Raw genomic sequence first — 15,950 nt, forward strand, 5'->3', positions numbered from 1 at the left:
GTCGGTGACCGTGGTCGGGAACCGCGCGCCGATGGAGCTCGCGGAGTCGGCCCGGGGCTGCCGGCGATGGTCGGTTGGCGGGGTGAGGGATGCCCGGCGCGGCTCGAGTACCGTTAGCGCTCGTGAACGATGTGCTACAGCCCCTGACCGATCTGCCCGGCGTGCGCGCGGCGGCCGATCGGGCCCGGGATGCGCTGGCCGAGGTGCATCGGCATCGGGCGAACCGGCGCGGATGGGCCACTACGGCCGCGGAGGCCGCGGTGCGCGCGGCCCGCTCCTCGGCGGCGCTCGACGGGGGCGCGACCGAGCTGCCCTTCCCGGGTATCGCGGGCGAACCGATCCTGGCCGGGGCGCTGCGGGTCGGACAGGCCCTGGACGGCGAGGCGTTGCGCAACCTGGTCGGTGTGTGGGAGCGGGCGCCGCTGCAGGCGCTGGCCCGGTTGCATCTGCTGGCCGCGGCCGATCTCGTCGAAGATCAGGACCGGCTGGGGCGCCCGCGCGGCGGGGCGGACATCGCCGAGCGGTTGGATCTGCTCGCGCAGACCGTGCTGACCTCGAGTGCGCCCGCACCGGTCGTGGCGGCGGTGGTGCACGGCGAGCTGCTGGCGCTGCGGCCGTTCGGCGCCGGGGACGGCGTTGTGGCCCGCGCGGCGTCAAGGCTGGTGGCGGTGTCCAGCGGCCTGGATCCGCACAGCTTGGGCGTGCCGGAGGTGTTCTGGTTACGTCGGCGGCAGGCTTACCTGGAGGCCGCCGAGGCATTCGGGAGCGGCACGGTCGAGGGTGTCGGGGGTTGGGTCGTGCTGTGCTGCGGTGCGCTGGAGGACGGGGCCAGAGAGGCGCGGTCCATCGCCGACAGCGTGGGCACATAGGGGTACACATCAAAGCGGGCGGCGTTGTCGTGAAACGACCTCACCGCCCGCTAGCACGGACTACCCGGTTACCAGGCGTGCTTTTCTGGTTGTGTTCTGCGGCCTCGGCGATCCTTCGGGCTCCGGCGGTTCATCCCCGCAACTCGTGCGAGGCCATCGCCGACGGATACTCGAATCTCGCAAGCCCACAACGCTGATGCCCTTGTCGCGGCGCGCTCCGCGTGGGTGCCTGGTGTCCGTGCTGGGAAGGTGGGATGGGGAATCGAAACTTCTCTTCCGCTTCGACCCAGGCCTTCCGTCCTTCCGTGAATCCATTGTTACCTGTGTGCGGCGTCACATCAAGACCTGGGGAAACATTAATGAAACCGGCGTGTCGCTCGGCGTTTCGTGTCACCCTGGAGAGGTTGCGCACACGAACCCGTCATTGGCGGCGGCGCAGCAATCGATAGCTGATCGCACCGGCCGCCAGGGCACTCAATCCGACCACCACGGTGGCCGCCACGGTAGTGGTCGAGGGTGCGGGAATGCGCGCCCACAGCGATACCGGATTCGAGAACGTCAGAATCGGCCAGCCGCGAGATGTGGCCTCGCGCCGCAGATTCCGGTCCGGATTGACCGCCGTCGGGTGCCCGACAGCCGACAGCATCGGCAGATCGGTCACCGAATCGGAGTACGCGTAACAGCGCGACAGATCGTAACCCTCTGTGACGCTGAGTTGTTCGATCGCGGTGACCTTGCCCTTGCCGTAGCAGTAGAACTCGACTTCGCCTGTGTACTTGCCGTTTTCGACCACCATGCGGGTGGCGGCGGTATGCGTCGCACCCAGGGCCGCGGCGATGGGCGCGACGATCTCCTCACCCGAGGCCGACACGATCACCACGTCGTGGCCGCGGATCTTGTGATCCGCGATCAGATCGGCCGCCTCGGCGTAGATCAGCGGATCCACCAGTTCGTGCAGGGTCTCGGCGACTATCGCCCGTACCTGGGCCACATCCCAGCCGGCGCACATCTTGGTCAGATGTTCGCGCATCCGCTCCATCTGGTCGTGGTCGGCGCCCTGGAGCATGAACAGGAAGTGCGCGTAGCTGCTCTCCAGCACCGTCCGGCGATCGATGAGGCCCTGGTCGAAGAATGGTTTGCTGAAGACGAAGGCGCTGGACTTGGCGATCACCGTCTTGTCCAGATCGAAGAAGGCGGCGACGCGGCCGGGCTGGTCGTGCCGCCCGGCCGCCTCGCTCGCACGTGCCGGATCTCCCGCGGCTGTCTGGTCGTCCTGCGCAGTCACGCGTCCAGGATAGGCGGAGGGTTCAGACCGTGGATTCTGACCGCATTTGCCACGGTGATGCCGGGTCCGACGGCCAAAACTTCCCCTACCGGTGGACTTGCGTTCGCGCCCGGGCCTGGGTGTAGTATTGCTGGCACCTGGACATAGTCCAGGCGCGTTCAGCCCGACCCCCCGGGGCTGAACCCCGACGGCCCCAGCCTCCTCCCCCCCCGGCTGGGGCCGTCCTCTATTTCCGGACCATTCGTCGTCCAGCTGAGCCGAACCTGTTATGTCCGTTGGCATTCCCGTCTGCCGATCTAGGTGTAACTCGGTGTTCTGTTTTTGCTCACACCCCCGGAGTTATCCACAACCGGTCGGTAGCCTCTGGTGACCCCGCGTGGTTCGAACGACGCTGGGCGGCATGAGTACTCGTGTGAGTTCCGATGCAACAGGGCGGTCCCCGGCACTCGTGCTCGTCACCGGGCACCGGCTACGAGAGGAGATCCGCCGCGTCGCGGCCGCGGCCGATCGTCGCCTGACCGAAGGTGCGATGCCGATCGGCAGACGAGCCTGGGCCGAAGCCCCCCTCGTCGTGCTGGACACCGCCGTCGTGCGTGACTGTGCTGCCGCGGGCTATCCCCGCCGCCCCGGCACGGTTCTGGTCTGCGAGGGGGAGCCCGGCGCACCGCAGTGGGAGGCCGCGGTCGAGGTCGGCGCCGAGTCGGTACTCGGCCTGCCCGCCGCCGCCGATCGGCTGATCGAGGCATTCGCCGAGCCCGCCCGGCCCGCCTCCGGTGGTGCGGTGGTGACCATCGCCGGTGCGGGCGGTGGCGCGGGCGCCTCGGTCCTGTCCGGTGCGGTCGCGCTGACGGCCGCCGCGACCCGCGTACGCCCCGGAATCCTGCTGATCGACGGCGACCCGCTGGGCGGCGGACTGGATCTGCTGCTCGGTGTCGAATCCGAGCCCGGGCTGCGCTGGCCCGATCTGGTCATCGAGGACGGCCGCGTGACCGCGGGAACCCTCCGCGAGGCGCTCCCCGCGGCGGGGCCGGGTCTGCGGGTACTGGCCTGTGGGCGCGCGGCGGAGGCGCCACCCGAGGAGATCGGCCCGGGCGCGGTCCGCGCTGTGCTCGCCGCGGGGCGCGCCGCCGGCGACCTGGTGGTCTGCGATATCTCGCGCGAACGAGGTCCACACGCCGACGAGATGCTGGAGGAGGCCGACCTCGCCGTGCTCATCGCGTCCGCCCGGCTGCGTTCGATCGCCGCGGCCCGCGCGGTCTCCTCCCATATACGCAGCCGAAATTCGAACCAGGCCTTGATCGTTCGAGGCCCGGCCCCCGGCGGCCTACGTGGCGCCGAGATAGCCGAGGCGCTGGATCTACCGCTGCTGGCGGCCGTTCGCGCCCAACCCGCTCTCGCCGGTCAGCTCGAACGCACCGGACTGGCCATCCCGCGCGGTCCATTGCGCACGGCCGCCGATGCCGTGCTCGCCGTATTGTCCGGCGGCAGGCCATGATCGCGACCGATCCGCCCCGGGCGGCAAGGGTGACGGGCGAACTGCTGGATCGGGTGCGCGAGCGCCTGGCCGTGGGGTCCGGTGAGCCGGATCCGGCCCGGGTGGCCGCGGCGATCCGGGCGGAGACGGGCGGCGTGCTCGGCGATACCGACCTGCTGCGCGTGCTGCGGCTGCTACAGACGGAGATGACCGGCGCGGGCGCGCTGGAGCCGCTGCTGCACGATCCCGACGTCTCCGATGTGCTGGTGAGCGCGCCCGATTCGGTCTGGGTGGATCGCGGACGTGGCCTGGAGCGGACGTCGGTGGTCTTCCCGGACGATGCCGCGGTCCGCCGCCTGGCACAGCGCCTGGCCCTGGCCGCGGGCCGCCGGCTCGACGACGCGCAGCCGTGGGTGGACGGCCGGTTGCCGGAAGGCGCCGGGGTGCTGGGTGATTCGTTCGGTGTGCGGTTACATGCCGTGCTCGGGTCGATCGCGCCCGGCGGCACCTGCCTGGCGCTGCGGGTGCTGCGCCCGGCCAGCCAGGGCCTGGACGCGCTGGCTGCCTCCGGATCCATCCCGGCCGAGGCGAAGATGTTGCTGGAGCGGATCATTCGCGCCCGCCTGGCCTTCCTCGTGGTCGGCGGGACAGGCGCCGGCAAGACCACATTGCTGTCGGGCCTGCTCGCCACGGTCGACGCGAGCGAGCGCATCGTCTGTGTCGAGGACGCCGCCGAACTGGCCCCACCGCATCCGCACGTGGTGCGCTTGGTCGCCCGCCCGGCGAACGTGGAGGGCGCCGGCGAGGTGACGGTCCGCGATCTGGTCCGTCAGGCCCTGCGGATGCGACCGGACCGCATCATCGTCGGGGAGGTCAGGGGCGGGGAGGTCGTCGACCTGCTCACGGCGCTGAACACCGGGCACGACGGGGGCGCCGGCACGGTTCACGCGAATTCACCACGCGAGGTCCCGGCCCGGCTCGAGGCCCTCGCGGCCCTGGGCGGGCTCGGTCGTGCGGCGCTGCACAGTCAGCTCGCCGCCGCCGTTCAGGTGATCCTGCACGTCCACCGTCGCCCGGACGGCTCCCGGGCACTGTGCGAAATCGGCCTGGTGGCAAGCGGTTACGACGGCCGTGTCCGCATCGATGCGGCCTGGCGCGCCGACTCGGCGCCGACGCCCGCCGCCGCGGCCCTGCATCGCCTACTAACCGAACGGGGCGTCGAATGATCACCGTGGAGCCGTCGATGGCGACGGGGGATGGGGATGAGCGAACTGCGTATCCGTCGATACCGAGTGTCGTGCGCATGCTGGGGCCAGAGCCGAGGAGCCACGGTTATGAGTGAGTTCGTGGGTGAACCGTCATCACAGTGTGCCGCGTGCATGACGGAGGCGAGTGCGGGCGGGGTGGAATCGTGAGTGCGGTAGCGATATGCCTGGCGGTCGCGGTGATCGTTCTGCCGCCGCCGATAGGCAGGCGACGGTTCGGGGTGCTCGTCGGTCGGTCCGGTGATCGTCGAAATATGCCGGTGCGCTGGGTCTTTCGAATCTGCGCCGGATTGCTTGCCGCTGGTGCGGCGGTGCTCGGAACAGGGCCTTTTCTCGCGGCGGGGCTCCTTGCGGTGACGGTCGGGGTACGCCGGCGCCGGGCGCGTCGGCTGCGGTATCGAGTTGCGGAATGCGCCGCGCTGCTGGAGGGGCTCGAAGTGATGATCGGGGAACTGCGTGTGGGTGCGCATCCGAGTGCGGCCGCCGCCGTGGCGGCCGCGGAGGTCGAGGGCGTCGCCGGGCGGGCGTTCGCGGTGAGCGCGGCCCGCAGCAGGCTCGGCGGATCCGTCGAGTCGGGGCTGCGAGCGCCCGGAACGATCATCGCGGCCGAACTCGGCCGGGTCGCCGACGTATGGCAGGTGGCCGATCGGCATGGTGTGGCCCTGGCTGAACTGCTCGCGGCCGCACGCTCGGATCTGTCCGGTCGCATACGGTTTCGGGCGCGCACCGCCGCGGCCCTGGCAGGCGCCCGAGCGAGCGCCGCCGTGCTCTCGGGCCTGCCGCTGCTGGGTATCGCGCTGGGCCAGCTCATGGGCGCGGCTCCGCTGCGGATCCTGCTGGGCGGCGGAGCAGGCACCTTCCTGCTGCCTCTGGGCACGGCGCTGATCTGCGTCGGTCTGCTGTGGACCGACGCGATCACCGCGCAGGTGGCGTCATGATCGGGTGTGTGGTTTCCGCCATCCGGCGAATCCGACTTCGGTCCCGCTGTAGTGCGGTGATGGCCGCGAATGCTGTTGTCCCGGGGCGTCGACGAAATGATTTCGCTCTCGCCTGCCGGATCCGCGGCTGCGCCAGAGCGCAGCCGGATGCCGTCGAGGTGCGGGAAGTGGTGAGCGGTGGTCGAAAGTGCTCTGGTACTGCTGGCGGCCGCACTGATTCTGCTGCCGGGCGCCGGCGTGAGCAGGCGGTGGCGAATGGTTCTCGGTGGGCGGCAGCGGGATACACCCCTCCCGGTTCGGTCGGCCGGTGCGGATCCGCTCGCGACCGCGGCGGCGTTCGATCTGCTGGCCGCTTGTCTGCGGGCGGGCCTGCCGGTGGCCATCGCCGCGCGCACGGTCGCCCCGGTCGCTCCGGGAACGCTCGGTGCGGCGCTGGAGCGAGGCGCGGATCTGCTGGCCCTGGGCGAGGACCCCGCGTCCGCGTGGCGTCGGATCGCGGGGGAGGTCGAGGATCCCGACATCCAGGCGCTGGCCCGGTTGGTGGGGCGATCCATTCGGTCGGGCACCGGTCTGGCGGGTGCGCTGGACGAGCTTGCCGGGCGATGCCGCGGGGGGATCGAGGACGCGGCCCTGGCCCGTGCCGAGCGGGCGGGCGTGTTGATCGGCGGCCCACTCGGCCTGTGCTTCCTTCCGGCCTTCATCTGCCTGGGCATCGTGCCGGTCGTCATGGGCCTGGCGACTCGGGTGCTCGGTGGTGGGACATGAGACGCGTCCGGTGCGGAACGACCGCGCCGGCCAGAGAGAAAGGGGAGATCGGTGCGATTGGGAGTTCGATCGGCAGTGCTCGGGGTGCGGGCGCGCCTGCTGCGGGTGATGATCGCCGACGACGGCACGAGCACGGTGGAGTACGCGGTCGCCACCGTGGCGGCCGCGGCCTTCGGCGCGGTGTTGTACACGGTGATAACCGGGGATTCGATCGTGAACGCGTTGACCCGGATCATCGACAAGGCGCTCAACACCTCCATGTGAGATGCGCTCCTCGGGCGCGCTCGGCGGGAAGGTTTCATGAGGTGCTGCGTACCGGTGAGCGGGGTGCGGTGACGGTGGAGGCCGCGATCGCGCTGGCCGCCCTGATCATCGTGGTGGTGCTGTGCCTCGGCGCGTTGTCGGCGGCCACGGCACAGGTGCGCTGTGTCGATGCTGCCCGCGAGGCGGCCAGACTGGCGGCCCGCGACGCCGACGCACGGTCGGCGGCGCTGCGGGTCGCCCCGCCCGGCGCGGACATCTCGATCCGGACCGAGGGCGATCACGTCATCGCGGATGTATCCGCGCGGGTGCCGATCCTGCCGATGCTCACGCTGCGTGCCGAGGCGGTCGCGGTCCGGGAACCGGGCGAGACGTCACAGGGGTAGGCGATATGAGGCTGTGGCGTGACGAGCGGGGCGTGGCAACGGTGACCGCATGTCTGGCCCTGACGGCGCTACTTGCGGTGACGTTGCTGATCGGGCAGGCCGGCGCGGTGATCGTGGCGCGGCATCGGGCGCAGGCGGCGGCCGATCTCGGTGCGCTGGCGGCGGCGGGAGCGCTGTCCACCTCGGGCGCCGACGCCTGTACGCAGGCCCGCGACCTCGGTGGACGAATGCATGCGCGGGTGCGTACCTGCACGATCGCGGGCTGGGATGTGACGGTTGTCGTCGAGGTGACCGTCGAGTTGGGGCCGTTCGGGATGCGGGTTGCCCGGGCAACCGCCCGTGCTGGTCCGGCAGATGTACCGGATGGTTGATGAAAACCGTCCGGTTGGTGTTCAAGAATAGAGATGAATCGATGTGATGCGTCGCGGCTCGGGTCGATCGCCACCAAAAGGGGGTGTCAACAATTCTGGTCCGTCTAATTCTCAATTGATTGATGAAGTGTCATAGGCATTGACCCTTAGTGCACCGTTTAAGCAATAGGGCAATGATCCAGTTAACATGAGCGCATTACACTTTAATCATGCGTCGCTGCTGGCGATCGTGATCCAGCTCGCTCCCGCCCGCCACGGTATGGCCACCATCCGCCTCGGGATGAGGTCACTGCTCGCGTTTGCGCTTCAGATCCCTGGACGAGCGCTCCCCCGCCGTCGGATAGCGAGCCGATCTCATCCGAATGACCGGGGCATCACGGTGCGGATTCGCCATCGTCATCGTCGGACAGTTCCGCGACAACCGCCTGGAGAAGGGCTGCGGCCCCGGCCTTGTCCAGCGGATGGTTCCCGTTGCCGCATTTGGGCGACTGTACGCAGGATGGGCAGCCGCTCGGGCAGCCGCACGCCTGGATGACCGCCAGCGTGGCCGCCAGCCAGGTCCGCAGCCGGGTGAAGCCCCGTTCGGCGAAGCCCGCGCCGCCCGGGTGGCCGTCGTAGACGAAGATCGTCGGCAGCCCGGTGTCGGGGTGTTCGGCCGTGGACACGCCACCGATATCCCATCGATCGCAGCTGGCGACCAGGGGCAGCATTCCGATCGCGGCGTGTTCGGCGGCGTGCAATGCGCCCGGTGCGCGGCGCGCGTCGATTCCGGCCGCAGCGAGCAGCCGCGGGGTCACCGTGTACAGCACCGCCCGGGTCGGCAGCGTCTGCTCGGGCAGCTCCAGCTCCACCAGGTCCAGGACCTCGCCGCCGGGCAGGGTGCGCAGGTATCCCACGACCTGACGGGTCACCCGGACCCGGGCCAGCGCGGCGGTGACCGCGCCGTGGGCCCGCTCGGTGCTCACCTCATCGATCACGATCGAGGTGAGCGCCCGCGCGCTGGTCGTCCACCCGGGCTGATCGGCGTGCACGAAGGCCACCCCGTCGTCCAGCACCAGCTCGTCGACCACGTAGGTCTCGCCCTGGTGCAGATGAACCGCGCCCGGATGCAGGGTGGCCGGGGCCCGCCCGGCATCGGTGGTGCCCAGCAGCCGCCCGGTCTCCCGGTCGACGATGGCCACCGTCGTGCCGATCCCGCCGCGCACGTCGACCTCGTCGTGCGGCTGTGTCACGCCGGTAGCGTGCCAGCGCGCCGGGCCCTTGGCCGGGCGTCGCCGCCGGATAAGGCCCTGCTCGGCGAGCTCGTGGATCAGCTCGCCGGCGGCCAGATCCCGAACCTCGGCATCGGTCAGCGGATTCTCCAGCGCCGCGCACAGTAGATGAGGCCCCAGGACATAGGGATTGCGCGGATCGGTGATCGTCGCCTCCACGGGCCGATCCAGCAGCGCGTGCGGATGGTTCACCAGATAGGTGTCCAGCGGGTCGTCCCGTGCCACCAGCAGCACCAGCGACCCCTGTGCGCGGCGCCCGGCCCGGCCCGCCTGCTGCCAGAAGGAGGCGACCGTGCCCGGAAATCCCGCGATGACCACGGCGTCCAGGCCGGCGATGTCCACGCCGAGCTCCAGGGCGTTGGTGGCCGCGGCCCCCAGCAGCGAGCCGTCGGACAGCGCAGATTCGAGTTCGCGCCGGTCCTCGGCCAGATATCCGGCCCGGTAGGCGGCCACCCGGGCGGGCAGATCGGGATCGACTTCCGCGAGCATGCGCCGGGTCTCCAGGGCGACGACCTCCGCGGCCCGCCGAGTACGCACGAACGTCAGCGTCCGGGCGCCCTCGACCACCAGATCGGTCATGATCCGGGCCGCCTCGGCCGTGGCGGGCCGTCGCACCGGCGCGCCGTTCTCCCCGGTGACGGTGGTGAGCAGGGCCGGTTCCCACAACGCCACCGTGCGCGCGCCCTGCGGCGAGCCGTCCTCGGTGACCGCCTCGCACGGCGCGCCGATCAGCCGCGTCGCGGCGGCGGCGGGGTCGGCGGTGGTCGCCGAGCACAGGATGAAGACCGGATCGGCGCCGTAGTGAGCGGCCAGCCGCCGCAGCCGCCGCAGCACCAGTGCCACGTGTGAACCGAACACGCCGCGATAGGCGTGGCATTCGTCGACGACCACATAGCGCAATCGACGCAGCATGCGGGCCCAGCGCTGATGCGAGCGCAGGATGCCCAGGTGCAGCATGTCGGGATTGGTGAAGATCCAGCGCCCGTTGGCCCGCACCCACTGCCGGATCTCGGCCGGGGTGTCGCCGTCGTAGGTCGCGGGGTGGATATCGCGCAGCGGGCCCTCATGGGTCAGCGCCCCGGTCGCGCGCAGTTGATCCGCGCCCAGGGCCTTCGTCGGCGATAGATACAGCGCGGTCGCGCGGGGATCCTCACGCAGCGCGGTCAGCACCGGCAGCTGATAACCCAGCGACTTTCCGGACGCGGTGCCGGTGCACACCACCACGTGTTTCCCGGTCGCGGCCAGCTCGGCCGTGTCGGTCTGGTGGATCCAGGGCGCCTCGATGCCCTCGGCGCGTAACGCGGCGATCACGTCGGGGGATACCCAGGAAGGCCAGGTCGTGACCCGTGCCGCCCGTGCCGGGAGCTCGGTGACATGGGTGAGACGGGCGGAGCTGTCGGGAAGTCCGGTTCGGACACGATTCAGCAACGATCGCCCGTAGCTCGGTCCGGAATCGGGTGCTTCCGGGCCGTTCACGTGCGCTGGATTCATCGCGCCGGCACCGCGACACGCTGAGAAAGTGTGAAAGGTGTGTGTTGCAAGGGGGCAACCTGCCATTTCACAACAGAGTAGCGATCCGCGTCACAGCCCCTTTGCCTGATGCTCGCCCGGTTATCAGGAAGCAAACCTACCCCAAGTTCGGATTTGGGCATTGTGCCCCTTACCTGCGCATTCGCAAGATCATCTTTTTTGCAAATTGTCGGTAACCCGACTGTCGAATTGCTCGAAGACATGGTTCACTGGTTCCTGGTCGCAAGCTTCTGTGTTCGAGGGAACGGATCAAAGGTCCAAACCATCAGCAGGATCGATGTTGCGAACGGTGTGCTTAGTAGTTCCTGCAGGGGGAACAGAGTACAGCGGTCGGAACGGACCCGGTGGACGAACCTACCTTGTCCGCCGTTCCGGTATGGAAAGAGAAGGAACAGAATGGCACAGGGAACTGTGAAGTGGTTCAACGCGGAGAAGGGGTTCGGCTTCATCGCGCCCGAGGACGGCTCCGCTGACGTCTTCGTCCACTACTCCGAGATCCAGGGTTCGGGCTTCCGTACCCTCGAGGAGAACCAGAAGGTCGAATTCGAGGTTGGCCAGGGCACCAAGGGCCCGCAGGCCACCGGAGTTCGCGCGCTCGGCTGAGCGGGCGAATCAACTAAAATTCAAGCTCGTCCCCCACCGCCCCTAGCGGTGGGGGACGAGCCGCTTTCGGGGCAAGTACACTCGACCGCAATACGGGGCTGGCAACACGCCGCACTACAGGTGCTGCGTACCCTGCGTTCCACGGGTACAGCGGACAGACAGGGTATAAACGTCTTCGGCAGGGGATATCGGCCCCCGCAGCATGCCCCACCGCGCTGTAGTCAGAATGCGCGGGTCGACAGGAAAGGTGTGTTCGCCGGTGGCAACACGAGACCGCGGTACAACGCCGAGCTCCGATTCGAGCCGTCCGGTGCGTCGTCTCGTGATCGTCGAGTCACCCACGAAGGCCCGCAAGATAGCCCCCTATCTCGGCCGGGGCTACGTCGTGGAGGCCTCGGTCGGTCATATCCGGGACCTGCCGCGCGGCGCGGCCGATGTGCCCGCCAAGTACAAGGGCCAGTCCTGGGCGCGCCTGGGTGTCGATGTCGACAACGACTTCGAACCCATCTACGTGGTCAGCCCGGACAAGAAGGCCAAGGTCTCCGAGCTCAAGAGCCTGCTGAAGGACGCCGACGAGCTCTATCTGGCCACCGACCCCGACCGCGAGGGCGAGGCGATCGCCTGGCATCTGCTCGAGACGCTCGAGCCCAAGGTGCCGGTACGGCGCATGGTGTTCCACGAGATCACCGAACCGGCCATTCGCGCGGCCGCGGCCGATACCCGGGAGCTGGACAACGACCTGGTCGACGCGCAGGAGACCAGGCGCATCCTGGACCGGCTGTACGGCTACGAGGTCAGCCCGGTGCTGTGGAAGAAGGTCATGCCGAAGCTGTCGGCGGGCCGCGTGCAGTCGGTGGCCACCCGCATCATCGTGCAGCGCGAGCGCGAGCGCATGGCGTTTCGCTCGGCCGAGTACTGGGATATCGCGGCCAAATTCGATGCCGGGAGCGGTGAGGCTGATGTGGCCAATCCGCAGGTCTTCGGCGCGCGGCTGATCACCGTGGCCGGGTCGCGAGTGGCCAGCGGCCGCGATTTCGGCGCCGATGGCCAGCTCAAGAGCAGCGGTGTCACAGTCGTGGACGAGGCGTACGCGCGCCGGCTGGCCGCGGCCCTGGACGGTGCGGACTTCCAGGTCACCTCGGTCGAGTCCAAGCCGTACACCCGCCGCCCGTACGCGCCGTTCATGACCTCGACGTTGCAGCAGGAGGCCGCGCGCAAGCTGCGCTTCACCTCCGAGCACACGATGCGCACCGCGCAGCGGCTGTACGAGAACGGCTACATCACCTACATGCGTACCGACTCGACCACGCTGTCTGAGTCGGCCATCGCTGCGGCCCGGGCCCAGGCGACCCAGCTGTACGGGGCGGAGTTCGTGCACCCCACCCCGCGCCAGTACACCCGCAAGGTGAAGAACGCGCAGGAGGCACACGAGGCGATCCGCCCGGCGGGCGACACCTTCGCCACGCCCGGACAGCTGCACGCGCAGCTGAGCAGCGACGAGTTCCGCCTCTACGAGCTGATCTGGCAACGCACGGTCGCCTCGCAGATGGCCGATGCCCGCGGCACCACGCTGACGGTGCGGATCACCGGACATGCCGGTCTGGATGGCGGACGTCTGCCCTGCGTTTTTTCCACGTCCGGTCGCACGATCACCTTCCCGGGCTTCCTCAAGGCCTACGTGGAGAGCATCGACGAGGATTCGGGCAACCAGTCCGACGACGCCGAATCCCGGCTGCCCGCGCTGACCGAGGGCCAGGGTGTGGCCGCCACCGAGCTGACCCCCGAGGGGCACGCCACCAACCCGCCGCCCCGCTACAACGAGGCCTCGCTGATCAAGGCGCTCGAGGAACTGGGCATCGGCCGCCCCTCCACCTACGCCTCGATCATCAAGACCATCCTGGACCGCGGTTATGTGTACAAGCGCGGCAACGCGCTGGTGCCCTCGTGGGTGGCGTTCGCGGTGATCGGTCTGCTGGAGGCGTATTTCGGCCGGCTGGTCGACTTCGACTTCACCGCGGCCATGGAGGACGACCTCGATGCCATCGCCGGCGGTCGTGAACAGCGCGGAAACTGGTTGTCCAGCTTCTATTTCGGCGGTGACAGCGGCGCCGAAGGGTCGGTGGCGCGCAGTGGCGGACTGAAGAAGATGGTCGGCGGGCAGCTCGACGATATCGATGCCCGGTCGGTCAACTCGATCAAGCTGTTCGTCGACGATCAGGGTCGTGACGTGATGGTCCGGGTCGGACGGTTCGGTCCGTACCTGGAACGCATGGTGATCGATCCGGACGATCCCGAGGGCGATCCGGTTTCTCAGCGGGCCAACCTCCCCGACGATCTGCCCCCGGACGAGTTGACCCCCGAGGTTGCCGAGAAGTTGTTCTCGACACCGCAGGAGGGGCGTTCGCTGGGGGTGGATCCGGAGAGCGGGCATCGGATCGTGGCCAAGGAGGGCCGATTCGGCCCGTATGTCACCGAGATCCTGCCCGAACCGGACGGCGAGGCGGAGCCGAAGAAGGGCGCGAAGAAGGCCGCCGCGCCCAAGCCGCGCACTGGCTCGCTGTTCAAGTCCATGGATCTGGCCACCATCACTCTGGACGAGGCGCTGCTGTTGCTGTCGCTGCCTCGGGTGGTCGGCACCGATCCGGCCAGCGGTGAGGAGATCACCGCGCAGAACGGCCGGTACGGCCCGTATCTGAAGAAGGGCACTGATTCCCGTTCGCTGGCGGGTGAGGATCAGCTCTTCTCGGTGACCCTCGACGAGGCACTGAAGCTGTACGCCGAACCCAAGCGTCGCGGCCGCCAGGCCGCCAGTGCCGCGCCGCTGCGCGAACTGGGCAACGACTCGGCCACGGATAAGCCCATGGTGATCAAGGACGGCCGGTTCGGTCCGTATGTCACCGACGGCGAGACCAACGCCAGCCTGCGCAAGGGCGATGAGGTCGAGTCGATCACCGACGAGCGGGCCTCGGAGCTGCTGGCCGATCGACGGGCCAAGGCGCCGGTCAAGAAGGTGGCGAAGAAGGCGACCAAGTCGGCGGCGAAGAAGACCGCGGCCAAGAGCACCGCGGCCAAGAAGACCACCAAGTCGGCCGCGGAGACAGCGGCCACCAAGACGGTGGCCAAGAAGACTGTCGCCAAAAAGGCTCCGGCGAAGAAGTCGGCCGCCAAGTCCTGATCGAGGAAGCCGAGTCGTAATCGCGGGAATCGGCCGCTGTCCGCTTTCTGTCGGTGCCCTGCCGTAGCGTGACGCCATCCAACACGCCCCTGCGGAAGGACTTTCGATGACCGCATCCTCCTTCGATAGCGTCGGTTCCGAGCGCGAAGATCTGATCGCGATGTTCGCCGAACAGCGCGATCTATTCCGAATTACGGTGCGCGGCATCGATGATGCGCAGGCTCGTCAGCGCAGTACGGTCAGCGAGCTGACCCTGGGCGGGATCCTGCATCACCTGATCAGCTGCGAGACGCACTGGGCCGCGGTGCTCGTCGAGCGCGACGAGAACGCCAAAATGGATGTTTCCCATATTGATTCGGAATACCGCATGGGGCCGGAGGAGACGATCGAGGGGCTGCTGGGGCAGTGGGATGCCGTGGCGGAGAACACCGCTCGGCTGATTCGAGAAGTGGACAGTTTGGATGTGTCCATCCCGACCCCTACCACGCCGTGGGCGCCCGAACGTGTCTGGTGGACAGTGCGTTTCATTCTGCTGCATATCTTCCGGGAGATCTGCCAGCACAGCGGGCACGCCGATGTCATCCGCGAATCGCTGGACGGTGCGAACAGTACTTATCAGCGGGCGACGGCACTGGGCGGCGCGCAGTAGCGGCTGGGCACGGCATTGCTCGTCGACATCCGCAGTCGTCGTGATCACGCATCGTGCGGCAGTCCGGATCACGACGGGAGCTGTCGGTGGCGGCCGCTAGGGTAGAGCGCATGGCGGGTGTCTTCGATCGGCTGGTCGGCCAGAGTGCGGTCGAGTCCGAGCTCCTCGCTGCCGCGGTGGCCGCGCGCAGCGGCGTCTCGTCGTCGGCGATGACCCATTCCTGGCTGTTCACCGGACCGCCCGGTTCCGGAAGGTCCGTCGCGGCGCTGTGTTTCGCGGCAGCGCTGCAGTGCACCGATCCGGGAGTCCCCGGGTGCGGGCGGTGCCATGCCTGCACCACCACCATGGCGGGCACGCATGGCGATGTGCGCCGGGTCATCCCGGAGGGGCTGAGCATCGGCACCAAGGAGATGCGCGAGATCGTGCAGGTGGCTGCCCGGCGGCCCAGCACCGGACGCTGGCAGGTGGTGCTGATCGAGGATGCCGACCGTCTGACAGAGGCGGCGGGCAATGTACTGCTGAAAGTCGTCGAGGAGCCACCGCAGCGCACGGTCTTTCTGCTGTGCGCCCCGTCGGTGGATCCGGAAGACATCTCGATCACCCTGCGCTCGCGCTGCCGTCATATGCATCTGGTCACGCCGTCGGTTGCCTCGATCGCGCAGGTGCTGCGCGAACGTGACGGTCTGGACGCCGAGGCCGCCACCTGGGCTGCCTCGATCAGCGGCGGCCACGTCGGCCGGGCCCGCCGCCTGGCCACCGACGCCGAGGCGCGCGAGCGCCGCAAGCGAGCGCTCGCACTGGTCTCGGCCACCGCCCGCCCGGCCGCCGCCTACGCCGCCGCCGACGAGCTGGTCAAATCCGCCGACGAGGAGGCCAAACAGGTCAGCGCCACCCGCGACGAACGCGAACGCGAGGAATTGGCGACAGCCCTCGGCGCCGGCGGAACCGGCAAGGGCACCGCATCGGCCACCCGAGGCTCGGCCGGCGTACTCAAAGACCTGGAACGCCGCCAAAAATCCCGTGCCACCCGAACCAGCCGCGACGCCCTCGACCGCGCCCTGATAGACGTCGCAGGCTTCTACCGCGACGCCCTGACACTGGGCATGTC

Annotated in this window: 14 protein-coding genes; 12 read left to right on the forward strand and 2 right to left on the reverse strand. The window is 69.0% G+C overall.

Features of this window, described 5'->3' with window-relative positions:
• Positions 1-122: 122 nt before the first annotated feature.
• Positions 123-869: a Fic family protein gene (locus JZ791_RS29140; protein ID WP_216898551.1), complete on the forward strand. Its 747-nt coding sequence runs from the start codon at positions 123-125 to the stop codon at positions 867-869.
• Positions 870-1,290: 421 nt separating this feature from the next.
• Here JZ791_RS29140 and JZ791_RS29145 read toward each other — a convergent pair whose 3' ends face one another.
• A complete protein-coding gene (locus JZ791_RS29145; RefSeq protein WP_216898552.1) occupies positions 1,291-2,154 on the reverse strand; it encodes an HAD family hydrolase in 864 nt (287 codons plus the stop codon).
• A gap of 400 nt (positions 2,155-2,554) precedes the next feature.
• Between JZ791_RS29145 and ssd the strand changes: the two genes are divergently transcribed.
• The 7 genes from ssd (at position 2,555) to JZ791_RS29180 (ending at position 7,614) form a co-directional block, all read left to right on the forward strand.
• A complete protein-coding gene (gene ssd, locus JZ791_RS29150) occupies positions 2,555-3,649 on the forward strand; it encodes a septum site-determining protein Ssd (RefSeq protein ID WP_216898553.1) in 1,095 nt (364 codons plus the stop codon).
• Entirely contained in the window at positions 3,646-4,854 is a 1,209-nt protein-coding gene (locus tag JZ791_RS29155; RefSeq protein WP_216898555.1) for a TadA family conjugal transfer-associated ATPase, read from the forward strand. Before ssd ends, JZ791_RS29155 begins: the two co-directional genes overlap by 4 nt.
• A 185-nt stretch (positions 4,855-5,039) precedes the next feature.
• Complete coding sequence (locus JZ791_RS29160; protein WP_216898557.1) at positions 5,040-5,831, forward strand: hypothetical protein; 792 nt, start codon at positions 5,040-5,042, stop codon at positions 5,829-5,831.
• 177 nt (positions 5,832-6,008) lie between these two features.
• The gene (locus JZ791_RS29165; RefSeq protein ID WP_308163141.1) at positions 6,009-6,596 is read left to right on the forward strand and encodes a type II secretion system F family protein; all 588 of its coding nucleotides are present in this window, start codon (positions 6,009-6,011) and stop codon (positions 6,594-6,596) included.
• 57 nt (positions 6,597-6,653) lie between these two features.
• The gene (locus tag JZ791_RS29170) at positions 6,654-6,860 is read left to right on the forward strand and encodes a DUF4244 domain-containing protein (RefSeq protein ID WP_305802134.1); all 207 of its coding nucleotides are present in this window, start codon (positions 6,654-6,656) and stop codon (positions 6,858-6,860) included.
• A gap of 41 nt (positions 6,861-6,901) precedes the next feature.
• The gene (locus JZ791_RS29175) at positions 6,902-7,243 is read left to right on the forward strand and encodes a TadE family type IV pilus minor pilin (protein WP_308163142.1); all 342 of its coding nucleotides are present in this window, start codon (positions 6,902-6,904) and stop codon (positions 7,241-7,243) included.
• Between the two features lie 5 nt (positions 7,244-7,248).
• Positions 7,249-7,614, forward strand: a complete 366-nt coding sequence (locus JZ791_RS29180; protein ID WP_216898561.1) for an Rv3654c family TadE-like protein — start codon at positions 7,249-7,251, stop codon at positions 7,612-7,614.
• Positions 7,615-7,988: 374 nt separating this feature from the next.
• Here the strand turns inward: JZ791_RS29180 and JZ791_RS29185 are convergent, their stop codons facing one another.
• A complete protein-coding gene (locus JZ791_RS29185; RefSeq protein WP_216898563.1) occupies positions 7,989-10,376 on the reverse strand; it encodes a DEAD/DEAH box helicase in 2,388 nt (795 codons plus the stop codon).
• Positions 10,377-10,811: 435 nt separating this feature from the next.
• On the opposite strand from JZ791_RS29185, the gene JZ791_RS29190 reads away from it, so the two are divergent.
• From JZ791_RS29190 to JZ791_RS29205, 4 genes are all read left to right on the forward strand, one after another.
• On the forward strand, positions 10,812-11,018 hold the full coding sequence (locus JZ791_RS29190; protein WP_067573509.1) for a cold-shock protein: 207 nt from the start codon (positions 10,812-10,814) through the stop codon (positions 11,016-11,018).
• A 259-nt stretch (positions 11,019-11,277) separates the two neighbouring features.
• Positions 11,278-14,193 (forward strand): type I DNA topoisomerase, encoded by a 2,916-nt coding sequence (topA, locus tag JZ791_RS29195; RefSeq protein ID WP_438804567.1) that lies wholly within the window; start codon positions 11,278-11,280, stop codon positions 14,191-14,193.
• A 106-nt stretch (positions 14,194-14,299) separates the two neighbouring features.
• Positions 14,300-14,842, forward strand: a complete 543-nt coding sequence (locus tag JZ791_RS29200) for a DinB family protein (RefSeq protein WP_216898567.1) — start codon at positions 14,300-14,302, stop codon at positions 14,840-14,842.
• Positions 14,843-14,952: 110 nt separating this feature from the next.
• Positions 14,953-15,950: DNA polymerase III subunit delta' (locus JZ791_RS29205; RefSeq protein WP_216898569.1), on the forward strand; the 998-nt coding region annotated here is incomplete at its 3' end.

It is taken from the genome of Nocardia alni, assembly GCF_019038435.1.
Classification (GTDB): domain Bacteria; phylum Actinomycetota; class Actinomycetes; order Mycobacteriales; family Mycobacteriaceae; genus Nocardia; species Nocardia alni.

Excerpts from the sequence above, each read along its gene's own strand:
- JZ791_RS29185 (WP_216898563.1), bottom strand. The coding sequence starts at position 10,376 with ATGAATCCAGCGCACGTGAACGGCCCGGAAGCACCCGATTCCGGACCG.
- JZ791_RS29155 (WP_216898555.1), top strand. The coding sequence starts at position 3,646 with ATGATCGCGACCGATCCGCCCCGGGCGGCAAGGGTGACGGGCGAACTG.
- JZ791_RS29190 (WP_067573509.1), top strand. The coding sequence starts at position 10,812 with ATGGCACAGGGAACTGTGAAGTGGTTCAACGCGGAGAAGGGGTTCGGC.
- ssd (WP_216898553.1), top strand. The coding sequence starts at position 2,555 with ATGAGTACTCGTGTGAGTTCCGATGCAACAGGGCGGTCCCCGGCACTC.
- JZ791_RS29200 (WP_216898567.1), top strand. The coding sequence starts at position 14,300 with ATGACCGCATCCTCCTTCGATAGCGTCGGTTCCGAGCGCGAAGATCTG.
- JZ791_RS29180 (WP_216898561.1), top strand. The coding sequence starts at position 7,249 with ATGAGGCTGTGGCGTGACGAGCGGGGCGTGGCAACGGTGACCGCATGT.